The following is a 15,640-nucleotide window of genomic DNA, read 5'->3' as shown; positions in this document are numbered from 1 at the left end:
GCAGGCCGTTCGGTTGGATGTCGGTGTCGACTGGACGCCCAGCCGAGCGATGACGGTCAGTGCCCGCGTCGGCGGAGACGTCTGGGGTCAGTACATCGTCAGCGACGAAAGCGGCCGCGAGGTTTTCGACGTCGAGGTCGAGCCCGGTGCTGCCGCGACGCTCGAGGTCAGATTTCGGCGCTGAGAGCCGTCGCGTGGGCCGACAGTTGCCGACGGATCGTCTCCGGAATCCACTGCTCGGCGGACGCCTTGTGCAGTTGCTGGCCAATCTGCTGCCGCGGTGATTTCGACATCGGTCCATTGCGAACGGGATCCAGAACGTCGTAGCGAAGCGCAGCCGCGACCGTGGCGAGATACAGGAGCCAGCAAACGCGCCGCGGCAACAGCCGGTGTTGCGCTTCGCTGAGCTGCAACTTGAACCACTGCCGAAGCTCACGCAGCACATGACCCGCCCCGTCTTGCGGACGTGGATCCTCGAGCAGTTTGCCAATCGGGACGTGGGCGGCAGCCAGTGGTTCCAGCTGCTCTGTGATGTGCGTTGCCTCGCCCGTGGCCAAGGACTCTGCGTACGCCGCGCCCAGCTCGTCCGCTGCACTTGCTTGCCAGAGGGCCTCCAGCACGTCAGACGCATCATCGTCCAGCAGCGAGTCAGCATCCGCGGCATCGTTCGACAGGAAGGTGTGGCTCATGCCAATGCCCCGGCTCGAACGGCTGGCTCGGCCACGTAAGCCAGCAGCGACTTCCGGGCCCGGAGCCGCTCGTCGTCGCTTGCGCCCGTCAGGCCCTCTGCCTCCAGCAGCATGCGGTCGAACAGCCGCTTGGCGTTGGTGCAGATGCCCGCGATCTTCGAAGGCGAGTTGATTCCGACTTCTGCGGCGACCTTGGCGTAGGGCGGCTTGGCCTCGTTGCGAAGCTCGGGACCAAGCACCAGGCGGTCGAAGACGATCCACCGAAACGGCTCGCCAGACTCCTCGTACTGGCGACGCATTTGATCGAGGACGGCGTCGATGCACGATCGAACACATGCTCTGTGAAACGCCTCGTCAGCTGCGACGGCATCCCCGCGACCATCGGCGTGATTCATCGCAACAGCATCTTCTGGCAAGCTGCCCACGCCAGCTGCGCCGCCGCGTTTGAGTCTTTGGCGTGCGTCATGCCAGTCGCGGACGAAGTTGTCGATCGAAGCGATCAGGTAGCTTCGGAACTGACTACCACCGTCGCGGTCGTACGAAGCGAGGACTCGGCCATCCTCGACCGCCTTGGCGACGAAGGCCGCGGCGACGTCCTTTGCGTCTTCGACCGCCAGCCGATGACGCAGCAGAAGGCGCGTCCGGATCGCATCGTGGTACAGCTCGTACCACTCGCCCAGGGCCTGCCGACGCATCGAAGACTGGTCATGCCGGGCACGATCGATCAGACCGACCTGCGTCTCTGGAAATGCGGCGAATGCCAGCGTGTCAAGCTGCTTGCGAGGCGGCCGCGACTGTTCTTCCCGCGGTGCCACGGCCGCAGCTTACGACGGAAATGCTCGGAACGCGGCTTTGGCGATCACCCGAACGTGCCGGTCTCGCGCAGGTACAGATATCCGACCGCCGCAACCGCGCCCAGAGCGGCCACCGCTAGGAGGAGCGACAGCACAACGAGCAGGCTCTGGGATCGCGACCGCTTGGCCGTCTCCTCTTCGAGCCGACGGGTCCGCTCGTCGATCGTCTGCTGCATCTTGACGATCACCTCGCCCTGAGCGGCCGTGCGTTCGGAAACGTGCCGAAGCGCACCGGCCACGCCGCCGAGGTTGTCGGCGATGCTCTGGTCGCTCTCGCGCATCTTGTCCAGCCGGACCTGCAGGTCGTCGACCTCGCGCTTCTGGTCGCGCGACTCGCGGCTCATCTTGCCCAAGACGTCGTTGAGCTTGTCACTCTGCTGACGCTGGCCGTTGATCTGGTCGCGGAGGGCCTTGACGCTTTCGGCCTGCGTGCGGAGCGACTCGCTCTGGAGCTTGAGATGTTCGCCGGCAAGATCGTTGCTTCGGGAGAACTGCTCGCGAAGCTCCTTGGCGTTGTCGGCGTTCTGTCGGGCGACCGTCGGGAGCCACTGGAGCTGCTCCAAGAGCTCGCCCTGACGCTCGACGGAGTCGTCCAGCCCGTCGCGAATGTCGCCCATGAGGTCCGACAGGTTGTCGAAGCCGTTCTTGATGCTCGCCAGCGTCGCGTCACGCTGATAGGCACGCCTGGCGAAGGGCCGGAGCAGTCCGGGCTTTTGGCGGTAGTGGACGAGTCCTGTATCGCCGTCGACCTCGGGCCTGCCGCTGCCGACGAGCTTGCCGACGAAGCCCTCAGGCTCCTTGGGCGTGGCCTCTACCTGCTGGATGGCCGTCTCTTCAGTCGGCGGCTCGTGGTCGGGCGTCTCTTCGTGTGAGACGACTTCGTCCTGGTCTTCAGCCGACTCAGCGGGGCGATCGACGTCAGCCGGCGACGGGGCGGAATCGTCGGTTTCAGGCGACGTCGATCGTCTCACGACCTCGGCCTGGACCGTGCGTGCCTTGTGTCGCTCACGCAAGCGCTGCTGGCGGCTCTTACGTTTGCCCGACTTGTTGCCTGTATTCGCCACGTCGACCGATAACATACCCCGTGATGTGGCGACGACCAATGTGGATGCTCTGCATCGCCACACTTCTGGTTGCGACGCTCTTTTTTGCAGCGTGGCAGCTCTCGCCGCCAGCCGTCAGTCGTGCCGGCCCGCAGACGTCGACTTCAATCGCATCGGCCGCTCCATCGGCGACCGACATCGTCCGACGCATGGGGCTTGAGGCGAACCTGGTTGCCCGAAGCAGCTACGACGATGCGCCTGAACTCGCCGACCTGCCCGTCGCGGGAAATGCGTTGGGCATCGACTGGGAGCGGCTCGCCCAAGTCCGCCCAAACCTCTTGCTGATCGGAACCGATGAGCGACTGCTGACCGATTCCGACCGACGGGCCGCCGAGGAGCTGGACATCACGATCGTGCCGGCGGCGGTGCGTCGATTGGCGGACGTGACCGAGGTGATCTCACGCATCGCCAAGGCGGCCGGCGTCGGCGATCCGTCAGCATCGTTTTCGTCCGAGCTGGAGGCATTCGCGCCCGTCGGCGAGCCGCTCGATCGGCCACGAATACTCGTCGCGCTCGATCCGGAAGTCAGTTTTGTCGCCGGTCGTGACAACTACATCGACGACCTCATTCGGCACGTCGGCGGTGAGAACGCCGTCTCAGACGACTACACGAGCTGGCCGACGCTCGATCAGGAGGCGTTGCTTTCGCTGAGGCCAGACGTCGTCGTCGTCCTGTTGCCGGACGCGTCGCCACAGGTGATTGCCGCGGCTGAAGAGCGGCTCGCACGCCTTGCACAGATTGGCGGAGCCGCTTGGGAGGAAGCCACGATCGCAACGGGCTCGCTCGTGATGACACCCGGCTGGACAGGGACGCTCAGCCTTGCAGCAGAGCTTTCTGTTAGCGTCGGGCGGACGGAACGCTGAATCGCATCAGAAGCTGTCGACAGCCTTGACCTCGACTTCGCGTGTTTTCTTGACGAAGGTGCTCTTCTCGGCTTTGTCGTTGAGCATGTCGGCGTAGCGCTTGTCCGTCGCCTCGTCGAAAGGCAGGTCGACCCACTCGCCCGTCCACGCGGACAGGAGCATCGCGTTGGCCAGCATGACGCCGTTCAGGCCGTCGGTGCCCGGGGCCAGAAGTGGCTTTTTGTCGAGAATGGCGTTGGTGAAGTCAACGAGGATGCCGCGGTGCTCCGGGCCGCTGCCGCCAGGGATCTGTGTCTTCCACGTCTCGGGCTTGTCAAAGCTGCCTTCGAAGTCGCTGTTGAACTTTTTCACGCTCTCGGTGGTTCGCCAGAAGGTGATATCGCCGCCTTCCATCAAGACCTTGCCGCGGTCGCTGGCAATTTCCATGAATTGCGTCCCCGGCGCCTCGCCGGTGCTGGTGACGAAGGTGCCGGTTGCGCCATTCTCGTACTCGACGTACGCGGTCACCTCGTCCTCGGTCTCGATGTGGTGGTGGTGGCCCATCTTGCAGAAGGCCATCACGCGTTTGGGCATGCCGCAGATCCACTGGAAGAGATCGAGGTTGTGCGGGCTCTGATTCAGCAGAACGGCCCCGCCTTCGCCCTCCCAGGTGCCCTTCCAGCTGGCAGTGTCGTAGTAGAACTGCGTGCGGAACCAGTCCGTCAGGACGTACATGGTCCGCTTGATCTCGCCCAGCTCGCCCGACTGCACGAGCTTCCGCATCTGCTGATGGCTCTTGCGGGTCCGCTGGTTGAACATGATGCCAAAAACCAGCCCCTTCTCTGCCTGGGCCTTCTCGGCGGCGGCGTTCATCTGCTTGACCTGCTTGGTGTAGACACCTGCAGGCTTCTCGCTGAGGACGTGCAGGTCGTTGTCAAAGCCCATCATCGCGAGCGGCGGGTGGGCGTAGTGCGGTGTGGCGATAAGCACCGCGTCGACCTCACCGCTCTTCATCAGGTCTTCAGCGGAGGAAAAGCCCTTGACCGGGTGATGTGCGGTCTTGTTGATCGCACGATCCAGCTTGGCCGCGTCGGTTTCAGCAACGGCTGTCACGCGGAGGCGATCGACCTTGTTGTCGCCTGTGAGCATCGCGAGATGGCTCGAACCCATGCCGCCAATGCCGATGATGCCTAGCCGGACCTCGCTCTTGGTGTCGCTCATGTGGGCAACGAGTGTTGCGAGCGCCTCGCCAGCGTGCAACCCTCGAATCGGCAGACACCGGTCTTCGTTGGGGTTTCGATCAGTAGAAAAACACCGCGGTCGACGTCACGCCGGGTCGGCAGGGGCCGGTGCCGCGGAAGTCGATGACCTTCTTGGCCTTACTTTCGTGGACAAGATCCTGGTAACGCCACGAATCGTCGAGGATGACAATCCCGCCTGGTTTGGTGCGGCTCTGGGCGTGTTGGAAGCAGGTCGGACGGGTTTTGGTTTTGTGCTCCTCGCCGTCAACGACGATGATGTCGAACGGCTCGTCCGGCATGGAGTTCAGGTACTCGCTGTTGTCGAAGTCCTTGACGTCGTGGAAATCGAACGGCCGATGTTGGAGCGTGACCTTTGACTCAAGCTCGGGCGGCAAGACCTCGCTAACGCGATCGAGCCACTCGGCCACATTCTCGGTCGAAGTGACTTCCGCGCCACGACCGGCAAAGAACAGGGTCGATCCGCCTGCGCCATACTCGAAGACACGCATGCCCGGCTGGACGTGGCCGTCGAGGAACCGGATCGCCGCCTGCGAAAACCAGGGCAGTCCGAGATCGAGCGGGGACTTTTTGATGAGCGGACCCGTCTTCAGGTACGGACCAATGTCGGCTGGATGCGTCAGCAGGTGGCCGATCAGGCGGGTGACGCGGGTCAGGTTGCTGCTGTTCATCGTCGCTCTCTGCAGGCGCCTCCGCACCGTGCGGCAGGACCGCAGCAACGTACCGCTCGTTTGACCGCGCGGCAAAAAGGTGCATCAACCCAGGCCGTACTCGCTCCAGCGGCCTGACACCTTTTCCAGCGTCGCCTTATCGAACTCCAGTTCCTCAGGCCAGTCACGCACGACGCTCTCACCCGCCTCGGCCGGGAGCTTTTGCGTCGCGTCGAAACCCATCTTGCTCCCGACGCCCAGGCCCGGTGAGGCGTGGTCCAGGATGTCGACCGGCCCCTTGACGATCTCGGTGTCGCGGGCCGGATCGCAGTTGGCGAACAGGTGGAACAGCACCGCCTGCTCGTCGTGCACGTCGACGTCTTCGTCTACGACGACGATGAACTTCGTGAAGCTCATCTGGCCAGCCCCCCAGATCGCGTGCATCACGCGGCGGGCTTGGTACGCGTACTCCTTCTTGATGCTGACGTACACGCAATTGTGGAAGCATCCGGCCATCGGCAGCGAGTAGTCGAGGATGTCCGGGACGATGGTCTTCAGCAGCGGCAGGAAGACGCGCTCCGTCGCCTTGCCCATGAAGTAATCCTCCATGGGCGGCTTGCCGACGATCGTCGTTGGATAGATCGCATCCTTCCGCTGCGTGACGGCCGTGACGTCGAGACGCGGGTAGCGGTCGGCGAGCGAATAAAACCCAGTGTGATCGCCGAAGGGCCCTTCGATGACGGTTTCCGTCGGGTGGACAAAGCCCTCGATGACGAGCTCTGCCTCGGCCGGAACCTGCAGGTCGACCGTGCGACACTGCACCATCTCGATCCGGTTGCGGTTCAGGAACGACGCGAACGCGATCTCGGGAATGCCCGGCGGCAACGGGGCGGTCGCGGCGTACGGCATCACGCTCGGCCCGCCCAAAACGACCGCGACCGGCATCGGCTCGCCGCGCTTCTGCCACGCGCGGAAGTGTCGTGCCCCGTCGTGGTGCAAGTGCCAGTGCATGGCGCAGGTCTTCTTGTCGAAGAGCTGCACGCGGTACATGCCGATGTTCTTGTCGCCGGTCTCGGGGTGCGTGGTGTAGATGCCGCCGAGCGTGATGTACCGGCCGGTGCGTGGCTGTGACTTGGCAGCAGGCAGGTCCGGATCGAGGTGAGCAAACGTCTGGCCACTGTCAAGGTCGCCGTCATGTGGCCAGCACTGGAGGATCGGCAGGCGAAACAGGTCGATGTCGTTGCCGGTCTGCACGATCTCCTGGCACGCGGCGTTCTTCACACGCTTTGGCAAGAGCGCGGAGAGATCGGCCAGCACTTCCTTGCCGAGCTTGAACTTCTCGTACAGCGTCGCGGGCAACTGAGGCTTGACGAACTTGCCGACGCGGTCCGCCAGGTCATCCAGCGAGTCCGTTCCGAGAGCGTCGCAGATGCGGGCGTAGCTGCCGAAGGCGTTGATGCAGACGGGCATTGCCGCGCCTTCGGGCCTCTCGAAGAGCAGGGCACGGCCGCCCTTGTCAGCGTGGACGTGACGGTCACGCTCCCGATGGCCGCGTGGTGCGGGCGACTTCATTACGCGATCGGAAACAGCGGCAACCTCCAGAACCGGGTCGACCGACGTCGAGACGCGGGCAAGCTCGCCCTCGCTGTCGAGATGCGAGAGGAAGCTGCGGAGGTTCGGAAACGGACCATCGGCCATGCCGCAGAGTAAGCGGCATCAATTCGTCAGGCGGAAGCCGACCAGCACGCCGACGTACCAGTTCTCGTAGTCCTCACCCGCCGGCCCGACGCCGAAGTCGAGGCCAGTGATTTCGTACCCGCCCTCCACGCCCGCAAAGAACCAGTCGCCAATGACGCCCGCTCGCAAGTAAGGCCGGGCCGCCCAGGTGAACTCGTCATCGTCGCCGACCCGAGTGTCGACGGTCGCAATCGCGGCACCACCAGTTGCTCCGGCCTCGGCGAACAGGTTGGCGGCCGAGAGCCGGAAGGACGGCCCAATCTGAGGCGAGATGATCGTCAGCTCGCTGTCGCCGTTTCCGTCGTAGCGACTTCCGCTGAGCGAGATGTTCCCGCGAAGCCCGTTCCCACCGCTGCCACGCAGCAGGCCCGGCGTCGCGATCGACCGGCTCGCATTCACGGCAACGCGGACTCCCGCCTCATCATCGAAAAACGGCGAGACGTCTTCAGGCGCCTCGCTCTGTACCGACGAGAAAGCCGCGACACCGTCGAGTTCGTAGGAAGCACAGCCGGAAGCGACAAGGACCAGGAGCGGCAGTGACCATCGCATCGCCTGACCCTATCGCGAACAGCCCATGTCGTCACGATCAGGCGTCCAAGCGTTCAGGCCGCTCGGCGAGCCAGTCCTCCAGCGTGGCGACGGCTTCGGGGCGGTCGTGGCTCCGGGCGAGGAAGCCGGCACCGTGGCCGCGCATCGGGTCCTGGTCGGTCGGCTGGTAACGCAGGTCAACGCTCCACCGAACGTGGTCAGACTTGTTCGGCGTGCTCATGTGCACGTTCCGGTCGTTGAACAGGATCAGCGAACCACGCGGCACGGGTAATGGAATCGCCTCCCGCTTGAGCTTTTTCATGTGACGCTCGGGGATGGTGGTGTAATTCGTGCCGGAGTACTGCTCGGGCTCGTGGTCGTACATGCGCGTCCGGTGCGTTCGCGGCCAAACGTGTAGGCAGCCGTTCTCGTGCGTCGTGTCGACGAGCGGGATCCACGCGGTGATGACCGGGTTGCTGTTGGCGTCTGGCCAGTAGGAGCGGTCCTGGTGCCATGGCACAGCGCCGGCCGCGACGCCGGGGACCTTCGGGCGGACGTTGTAGACCGGATTTGCGAAGAGCTCCCCGCCGATCAGGCTCTCGACGGCATCGAGAACATTCGGGTTGCTCATCAGGTCGAAGTACCCGGTGAACCGGTCACGCCAGCTTCGGCCGTACTTGAGAAAATCCTGGTCAGTTTTCCCTTTGAACAGAAGGGCGAGTCGCTTCTCGAACGGTGCGTCGTCGAGCGTGTCCTCGATCTGGCCTGAAGCCTTCATCTCCGTTGCGATGAGCTCGACCTTCTGCGACATCGCCTCCTGAACGCCTGCGAGGTCTTCGTCATTCAGGTAGTTCTCGATGACGAGGTAGCCTTCCAAGTCGTAGAAAGCGACCTGCTCGTCGCTGAGACACCCGCCGCGCGAATGGCCGACGGTCGAAGGGATCGCAGCCGCCTGTGCGTTGGTAAGCATGCATGGAAAGTAAACCGCCAGACCCCACGCGACAATGGGTTGGCATCACAATCTATGGTATAAAATCATCATGCGTGCTGTGTCGCTGTCACTTCAGGAGCGGCCCGAGATCGTCAACTTCGGCGTGGCAGTTCATGCGCTGGAGCTACGTTCCGGCTCGCAGAAAACGCAGCGCGAGCGCTACCGCGTGCCCGGACTCTGGTCGTTGCACCTCTACCACTACCACGCAGGCTTGGCGATCGACGGCGAGCCCATGCATGTCGAGCCCGGCGTCGTCACCCTGACGCCACCAGGCTCGACCATGGTTTTCGACTTCAACCGACAAAGCGAGCACGTCTACGCGCTCTTCCGTCTTTCGAGTTCGGACACAGACGATCCGATGGTCCGGGTGCCCCTTGCGAGTCGGCCCGCGACGTTTGCTCGGCTCGATGCTGAGCTGCGAGAGGGGATCGGCTGGTGGGCGACGACACCACGGCGTGCCGAGGTGCGTTTGTGGGACGTGCTCTGGCAGCTCACAACAAACGCCCGCGACGAAGATGACGTCGTCGACCGACTCCGGTCGGCCATCGAGCAGCGACTCGTCAGCCCGATTCGCGTCAAGCAGCTCATCGACGAACTCGAGCTCGGCTACTCGCACAACCATCTGATCCGGCTATTCCGCAAGCGCACCGGCCAAACGATCGCCGGCTATATCCGACAGCGTCGCAGCGACGTCGCGATCGGTCTGCTGCGCGGCACGTCGCTCCCCATTAAAGCCGTCGCCTCGGCCGTGGGCGTGCCCGACCCACAGGCGTTCAACAAGCTCATCCGCCAGACCACGGGGCGCTCTCCCTCTGAGACGCGGGTGCTTCGAGGATAAATCTGCGTCGGAAGCCGTAGAACACCGTAACCAGCGTAACCACCCCGAGGCCGGACATGCTCAACAACAGGTTGAACGCCCGGGCGGCAGGGGACGTGTTGTAGCGGGACGGGATTCCGCTCACTGAAAGGTCCCCGGGCAGTCCCGCATCGGCCAGCGCCTGACGCCACTCAGCCTCGGTGAGTCCGAGTTGCGGTCTGCTTCCCGTTTCACGCATGATGAAGTAACCGCTGCGGTCCTCGAACCGGGTGAGATCATCCGGTGGGCCGAGCCGGCCGACGACGTAGCCGTCGATGATGCGCAAATCCGTGATCTCTGGCGGCACGATGAAAAATGGACGACCGTTCCTCGTTAGGAAACGACCATCGCCGTGAAATCGGCAGAGCAACAGTCCGGGGCTGATTTCCGTCCGGTATTCGCTCGAGCCGCAGGCCGTCGTCAATCCGAGCAGCAGGACCAGCAGTAGACGAAAGCTCCAGCGGTCGCCTTTCGTAAGCGGTTGGTCGAGAAATGCGTCGTTCACGAATGACGCTCCCGCCACTCGGCGAATCGCTCGACAGCCTCGGGACGGACGCTCGGCGGGGTGGCGGTGACGACTTGGTTGATCACGTCATGGCCGATGGTCGTGTCGTCGCCTGATTCACCACTGCCGACGGCCGCGAGGAACGGAATCGTCGCGGCACGATCGCACAGGTACTTGATGTCCGCACCGCTGTAGCCATCGAGCCGCTTAGCGAGCGTGTCGAGGTCCACGTCGCTTGCCAGCGGACGGGCCGCGAGGTGGATGTCAAGCAGCTTGCGACGTGCCGGCAGATCGGGCAGGCCTACATAGACCTTCTCGTCGAAACGCCCCGGCCGAAGCACCGCCGGGTCGAGCTGCCACGGCACGTTCGTCGCGCCCATGAACAGCACCGGCTGCGACGCCTTCTTGCCGAAGCCTTCCATGCCCTGCAACAGCTGCGGCACGACGCGCTGCATCACGCCGCTGCCGGCGTCTTCGCGTCGGGCGGGGACGAGGCTCTCGATCTCGTCGATGAAGATGATCGCGCGATCGGCTGAGGTCGCGTCGTCGAAGAGGGCCTTGACATTCTGCTCGGCCTCGCCGACCCATTTGCTGAGTAGATCGGCGGCGCTGACGGTGAAGAAGCTCGCATCCAGTTCGCCGGCCGTCGCGCGGGCCAGCATGGTCTTGCCCGTCCCCGGTGGCCCGTACAGCAGCACGCCGCCACCCGGCCGGATGCCGAATCGCTCCGCCAGGTCTGGGTGGCGGAACGGATAGAGCATCTTCAGGCGAATCTCGTCTTTGACATCTGCGAGTCCTGCAATGTCATCGAAGCGGATGTCTGGCCGTTCGCGCACCATCCAGCCGGAGGCGTCGGGAGCTTCGTCGTCGGCACCTTCGCGGCCGAGGTGTTCGCGGCTCGTGGGCTTGCTCTTGCCCGCTGAGCCGGCAGGGCGGTTCTCTTCAGACGCCTGGCCGCAGTCTCGTGCGAGTTCCAGCAGCTTCTCGGCCGTCTGCTGACGGGCGTGACGAAGATCGTCCCCCTTGGCCTCGCGAGCGAGCTCCGTAATCAGCCGAGCCGCGTTGAGCAAGTAAGACCTTGCCGCCGGCCACTGCCCCCGCCGCCGCGCATCGAGACCCTGCTGCTTGTACCGCTCGAACGTGTCAAAGGTCGACCCGGCGGGCATCGGCGGAGTGTAAGTGGTTTGCTCGTTCAGGACCCGTCAGACGATCTCACGCCTAGCAACCGATCTACCGCCACCGCGAGCTCCGTCGGGGCGTAGGCCTGCCGTGCTTGAACCCGCAAGATCGGCACGCCAGCAGCCTGGAGGCAATCATCTTTGAAGCGATCGCGTTCACGTTGTCTTGCTCCACCTCGTCCTGTGTGCGATCGATCGTCCAACTCGACAGCCAAAAGCGGCCGCGTGGTGTCCGGATCAACAAGGATGAAGTCGAGGTGATATCCCTTGATCTTTCCCCAGTAGCTTCGCTGTTTCTGGTGATCTCGTGGGCACTTGATGACATCAGCGAGGCGAACCTTACTGAACACTTCGTACCGATCACGGACTGCCGCCAACAATGGGCGGTAGAAAGCCCGCTCGCCTTGACTGAGGAGATTTTCCACTCGCACGTAAGGAAGCGATTCGACTTCCACACGTCCCGTCGACTGCTCATTTGACGGCGAATCCGTGGAACCGCCGAAGAGGTTCGTCAGGAATCTGAGGACGAATCGGATGATCTTCTTGAGCATTGACGCGGACCTAGGCCGTCATGGCCATCGGCGGCATTGGGCAGCCCAGGACGGCGGCGGTGGCGCGGAGGAGTTCGACCTCTTCGACCGTCACCTGATCATCCGCGGCGGTCGTGGCGGCGGCGGCTTTGATCAAACGCTCCTTGATCGGCATCCGACAGCCGGCCAAACGCTCCAAGGCCATGTCGAGCTCGGGGAGTTTGAAGTCGCCCTTGTAATCCGGCAGCGGGGCCTTCAACGCGAGCCGGCCGGCGTCGTAGGCCTTGGCGGCGGCGTCCGGAGACTCGGAGCCGGCGGAAGCCAGGGCTGAGAGCGTCAGGCGAATCTCATCTGACACGGCGTCGATGTTCGACTGCTTCTCGCGGATCGGCCGCTTGTTGATGATGCGGTCGAGCAGCTTGTACAGCGCGTACTCGAACGGCTCGACCTCGCCGTCGGCTTCGATCAGCCGGCGGATCAGGTTGAGCACGCGGTTGCCGTCGTGCTTCGGCAAAGCACGCAACGCCGGTGCCGCCAACTCGATCAGCGGCAGACGCATCAAGCGACCCGACTGTCGAACGGCCGGCCAAAGGGCGTCGATCCGCTGAGCCATTGCCGGGTCCTGCTGCGCGAGCAGGTCATCTTGCATGACGCGTACCTGGCCGCCGTCGGCAACGAAGAGTGACGCGACCATCGCCGTCGCGAGTTCTGGCTGCCGGGCGGCCTGGCGAAGGTCGATCGGCAAGCCCTCGGCCACCGCGAGCCCTGCGGCCGTCGCTGCGTCGTCGAGTTGACCCACGCGGTCGACCGCACCGGCCAGACCGACGGCCGGGAAGCCGATCGGGAAGCCGCCGTGCCGCGGTTCCTGCCGCTTCTGGGGTCGCTGCTGCTTGCGGGCCGGTCTTGGCTCGGCCGGGGCGAGCATCGTGCCGTCCCACTGCGGATCGATCGCCTGAATTCGCTGCGGCAGCGGCGGGTGTGTCGCGAACATCGCGGTGAAGCCGCTGGCGAAGAACATGTGCGCACACTCGCCGGCATGGCGATTGGAGACGTTCGCCCCCGCCGCGTTGCCGCCAATCTTCCGGAGCGCATCGCGAATACCGCCGGGATTCCTGGTGAACTGCACGGCGCTGGCATCGGCGAGGTACTCGCGCTTGCGGCTGACGCTCGCCTGGATGAGCCTGCCGCAGAAGACGCCGACGCTGCCGACGAGCCAGATGAGCCCGCCGACGACGAGGATCGCGATGCCGACCATCGCACCGCCGCCCTTGTCGTTGCTGGAGCGGCTGCGACCCGACTGCATCAGGTACGGCGCGTAGCGAAAGACCGTGTAGCCGATGAGGCCGATGACGAGGATGCCGAAGATTACGCCGATGAGGCGGATGTTCAGCTTCATGTCGCCGTTGAGGATGTGGCTGAACTCGTGGGCGACGACGCCCTGCAGCTCGTCGCGGCTGAGCGACTCGATGCAGCCACGCGTCACGCCGACCGCGGCCGAGTCGACGTCGGTCCCTGCTGCGAACGCATTGATGCCCGCGTCCTCGAGCACGTAAACGTCGGGGACGGGCATGCCGCTGGCGAGACTCATCTCCTCGACGATGTTCAAGAGCTTCCGCTCATCGGCATCGCCGGTCTGGCCGTCGACCAGGCGTCCGCCGAGCATGCGTGCGACCTTCCCGCCGTCGCCATTGAGCTGGGCCGACTTGAAGAGGCTGGCTCCGAGGATGATGACCAACGCTGCCACGGTGACCGCGACGTGCACGAGCGGGGCGAACGTCGGCGTCAACGTGTCATACTGCCCGTCCGACGCGACACCGACCGCGAAGAAGGCGATGACATTGAGAGAAATGACAATGCCGACAACGGCGATCGCGAACAGCAGAATCAGCCGCGAGCTTCCCTTCCGTGCCTGGTCTTGCGCCTCAAAGAAGTTCATCCGTGGACGACTCTACCGCGGCCGATGAAACCACGCCCGTCAAGCTGCAACGTGCAGCAAGCTGAGGCGTGTCAACGGCATGACCCGAGTTCTCCTCGCCGTTACAACGATCTTGGCAATCGCATGCCCGACCGCGGCACTGCCGGATCAGGCGGCACTCGATGATCTTGCCGCGCGCGTGGTCGAAGAGAAGGGCGTGCCGGCTATCGGCATCGCGGTTTCCGACGGCTCGGGGCAACGTTCGCGTTGCCGTCCACGGCGTGCGAGCCCGTGGTGACGAGGCGCTGGTCTCACCGGATGACGCGTGGCACATCGGCTCGTGCACGAAAGCGATCACGTCACTCCTTGCCGCACGGATGGTCGACGCCGGCCTGATTACTTGGAAGACGACGCCGGGTGACGTGTTCGCCGATCTTCCGCCAGCGGCCAATCAGCAAAACGTCGAGGCCGAGCTGATTCAGTTGCTGTCGAACACGAGCGGGCTCTCCGGACCCGCGACGGACATGCTGGCAGTGACTTTCGGCCGTGCTCGTCAGGCGACAGGCGAATCGACCATGGCGCAGCGGCAGAGTGTGGCGCGGTCGATCCTGTGCATCGCGCCGATTGGTGAGGCAGGAAAACAGTTCGACTACGCGAACGGCGGATTCATCGTCGCCGGCGCGATGCTGGAGGCGGCCGCTGATGAGCCGCTCGAGTCGCTGTTTGACCGATTCGTCTTCGAGCCGCTTGGCATCGAGACGGCAGGCTGGGGTCCGCCGTCGGCGATCTCGGGACACTCTCGCTCGGGCGAGGCTTTGCCGGAGACGGATAATCCAGTCGCGTACGACGCGGCAGGGCGGCTGCACCTGAGCCTTGCAGATTGGGCCAAGCTGTGCGATGTCGTGCTCGGTCGTCCCGATGGGTTTCTTTCGCCTGAGTCGATGGCGGCACTCACGACGCCGAGGACCGACGGCCAGCCGGCCTACGCGCTTGGCTGGATCTCCATCCGAACTGGCACGTTGGGCGAGATCTTCACGCACGCGGGCACCAACACAGCGTGGCTAGCTGAGGCAGTGATTGCACCGGAGTCATCGGCTGTCATTCTGGTCGCGTGCAGCCAGCTGAATCGGCAGGCCGTGGACGCTGCACGTGATGGGGCGGCCGAGCTGCTGATGGCGGATCGTCCCGCCGAATGAGCGATCAGCCTCGCCCGAGATCGACGGCGACGGCTTCGCGCTCGGAGGGATCGTTTACTTCGAACAGCTCGGCCGGTCCGAAGCCGGCGGCGTTGGCGACGAAGACCTGCGGCACGCTCTGGCGGTACGCGTTGTACGTCATCGTCGCGTCGTTGTAGTGCTGACGAGCGAAGGCGATGCGGTTCTCGGTGCTGGTTAGTTCCTCCATCAGCTGGCGAACGGTGGCGTCGCCCTTCAGATCGGGGTAGTCCTCCTGGATGATCCGGAACTGGCCGAGCAGGGCGACGAGGCTGTTTTCCGCGGACGCGGCCTGACGCACAGCGGCCTTGTCGGTGGGATCTGCCGCCGCTTTATCGACTGCCGTGACGGCCGCGTTGCGAGCGGCGATGACCTTCTCGAGCGTCTCGCGCTCATGGGCGAGGTAGCCCTTGGTCGCCTCAACGAGGTTTGGGATCAGGTCGTGGCGTCGCTTGAGCTGGACGTCGATCTGAGCGAACGCGTTGCGGAAGCGCTCACGCAGTGTGACGAGGCGATTGTAGAAAACGATTCCAAGGACGCCGGCGAGAACGACAGTGCCGACCACGAGTCCAACGCTGATGAAGAGAAGCTGCGTCACGCTTGAACGGTAGTCAAGCGTCCGACCCAAGCGAACTGCACCGGGACTGATGTCCCAAGCGTGCGCGGCGAGACGCGGTTGCGATTAGCAATAGAAGCGGCTCACTCCAAGCAGCTCCACTGAGCCGCCCCCGTGAGCGGGCGCGGCTGGACACACCGAGCGCCCCCGCACCCGGGCGGCAAGCGAGGGTG

At 64.3% G+C, this 15,640-nt stretch carries 17 protein-coding genes; 5 read left to right on the top strand and 12 right to left on the bottom strand.

Features of this window, described 5'->3' with window-relative positions; all coding sequences use genetic code 11:
* The first annotated feature begins 13 nt into the window (after nt 1-13).
* Nucleotides 14-184 carry a hypothetical protein gene (locus AAGI46_01510; GenBank protein ID MEM1010878.1) on the top strand — a complete coding sequence of 57 codons (171 nt, stop codon included), beginning with the start codon at nt 14-16 and terminating at the stop codon, nt 182-184.
* On the opposite strand, the gene AAGI46_01505 is transcribed toward AAGI46_01510, so the two are convergent.
* The 3 genes from AAGI46_01505 to AAGI46_01495 are packed head-to-tail and all read right to left on the bottom strand — an operon-like array spanning nt 168 to nt 2,607.
* Complete coding sequence (locus tag AAGI46_01505) at nt 168-689, bottom strand: hypothetical protein (protein MEM1010877.1); 522 nt, start codon at nt 687-689, stop codon at nt 168-170. The two genes, AAGI46_01510 and AAGI46_01505, sit on opposite strands and share 17 nt — an antisense overlap.
* Nucleotides 686-1,504 (bottom strand): hypothetical protein, encoded by an 819-nt coding sequence (locus AAGI46_01500; GenBank protein MEM1010876.1) that lies wholly within the window; start codon nt 1,502-1,504, stop codon nt 686-688. The genes AAGI46_01505 and AAGI46_01500 overlap by 4 nt, the downstream gene beginning before the upstream one ends.
* 44 nt (nt 1,505-1,548) lie before the next feature.
* Nucleotides 1,549-2,607, bottom strand: coding sequence for a hypothetical protein (locus AAGI46_01495; GenBank protein ID MEM1010875.1), 1,059 nt, complete (start codon nt 2,605-2,607; stop codon nt 1,549-1,551).
* 38 nt (nt 2,608-2,645) lie between these two features.
* Between AAGI46_01495 and AAGI46_01490 the strand changes: the two genes are divergently transcribed.
* Nucleotides 2,646-3,509, top strand: coding sequence for a helical backbone metal receptor (locus tag AAGI46_01490; GenBank protein MEM1010874.1), 864 nt, complete (start codon nt 2,646-2,648; stop codon nt 3,507-3,509).
* 6 nt (nt 3,510-3,515) lie between these two features.
* Here the strand turns inward: AAGI46_01490 and AAGI46_01485 are convergent, their stop codons facing one another.
* The 5 genes from AAGI46_01485 to AAGI46_01465 form a co-directional block, all read right to left on the bottom strand.
* Nucleotides 3,516-4,709, bottom strand: a complete 1,194-nt coding sequence (locus AAGI46_01485) for a Gfo/Idh/MocA family oxidoreductase (protein MEM1010873.1) — start codon at nt 4,707-4,709, stop codon at nt 3,516-3,518.
* Nucleotides 4,710-4,788: 79 nt separating this feature from the next.
* Nucleotides 4,789-5,418 (bottom strand): class I SAM-dependent methyltransferase, encoded by a 630-nt coding sequence (locus AAGI46_01480; protein ID MEM1010872.1) that lies wholly within the window; start codon nt 5,416-5,418, stop codon nt 4,789-4,791.
* A gap of 84 nt (nt 5,419-5,502) precedes the next feature.
* Nucleotides 5,503-7,095, bottom strand: a complete 1,593-nt coding sequence (locus AAGI46_01475; GenBank protein ID MEM1010871.1) for a UbiD family decarboxylase — start codon at nt 7,093-7,095, stop codon at nt 5,503-5,505.
* Between the two features lie 18 nt (nt 7,096-7,113).
* Nucleotides 7,114-7,683 carry a hypothetical protein gene (locus tag AAGI46_01470; GenBank protein ID MEM1010870.1) on the bottom strand — a complete coding sequence of 190 codons (570 nt, stop codon included), beginning with the start codon at nt 7,681-7,683 and terminating at the stop codon, nt 7,114-7,116.
* Nucleotides 7,684-7,720: 37 nt separating this feature from the next.
* Nucleotides 7,721-8,632 (bottom strand): phytanoyl-CoA dioxygenase family protein, encoded by a 912-nt coding sequence (locus AAGI46_01465; protein MEM1010869.1) that lies wholly within the window; start codon nt 8,630-8,632, stop codon nt 7,721-7,723.
* 70 nt (nt 8,633-8,702) lie between these two features.
* Here AAGI46_01465 and AAGI46_01460 point away from each other — a divergent pair, with 70 nt between their 5' ends.
* Complete coding sequence (locus tag AAGI46_01460; protein ID MEM1010868.1) at nt 8,703-9,491, top strand: helix-turn-helix transcriptional regulator; 789 nt, start codon at nt 8,703-8,705, stop codon at nt 9,489-9,491.
* Here AAGI46_01460 and AAGI46_01455 read toward each other — a convergent pair.
* Together AAGI46_01455 and AAGI46_01450 are read right to left on the bottom strand one after the other, a co-directional pair.
* Nucleotides 9,436-10,014 carry a hypothetical protein gene (locus AAGI46_01455; protein MEM1010867.1) on the bottom strand — a complete coding sequence of 193 codons (579 nt, stop codon included), beginning with the start codon at nt 10,012-10,014 and terminating at the stop codon, nt 9,436-9,438. The genes AAGI46_01460 and AAGI46_01455 overlap by 56 nt on opposite strands.
* A complete protein-coding gene (locus AAGI46_01450; GenBank protein ID MEM1010866.1) occupies nt 10,011-11,180 on the bottom strand; it encodes an ATP-binding protein in 1,170 nt (389 codons plus the stop codon). The genes AAGI46_01455 and AAGI46_01450 overlap by 4 nt, the downstream gene beginning before the upstream one ends.
* 107 nt (nt 11,181-11,287) lie before the next feature.
* On the opposite strand from AAGI46_01450, the gene AAGI46_01445 reads away from it, so the two are divergent.
* Nucleotides 11,288-11,671, top strand: coding sequence for a hypothetical protein (locus AAGI46_01445; protein MEM1010865.1), 384 nt, complete (start codon nt 11,288-11,290; stop codon nt 11,669-11,671).
* Between the two features lie 82 nt (nt 11,672-11,753).
* Here the strand turns inward: AAGI46_01445 and AAGI46_01440 are convergent, their stop codons facing one another.
* Nucleotides 11,754-13,658, bottom strand: coding sequence for a M48 family metallopeptidase (locus AAGI46_01440; GenBank protein MEM1010864.1), 1,905 nt, complete (start codon nt 13,656-13,658; stop codon nt 11,754-11,756).
* Between the two features lie 161 nt (nt 13,659-13,819).
* Between AAGI46_01440 and AAGI46_01435 the strand changes: the two genes are divergently transcribed.
* A complete protein-coding gene (locus AAGI46_01435) occupies nt 13,820-14,833 on the top strand; it encodes a serine hydrolase domain-containing protein (GenBank protein MEM1010863.1) in 1,014 nt (337 codons plus the stop codon).
* 4 nt (nt 14,834-14,837) lie between these two features.
* Here AAGI46_01435 and AAGI46_01430 read toward each other — a convergent pair whose 3' ends face one another.
* Nucleotides 14,838-15,449, bottom strand: coding sequence for a LemA family protein (locus AAGI46_01430; GenBank protein MEM1010862.1), 612 nt, complete (start codon nt 15,447-15,449; stop codon nt 14,838-14,840).
* Between the last annotated feature and the right edge of the window lie 191 nt (nt 15,450-15,640).

The sequence above is a fragment of the Planctomycetota bacterium genome, from assembly GCA_038746835.1.
GTDB lineage: Bacteria > Planctomycetota > Phycisphaerae > Tepidisphaerales > Tepidisphaeraceae > JBCDKH01.
Note: the sequence above shows the minus strand (reverse complement) of the source record. Positions and strands in the feature narration are given on the sequence as shown.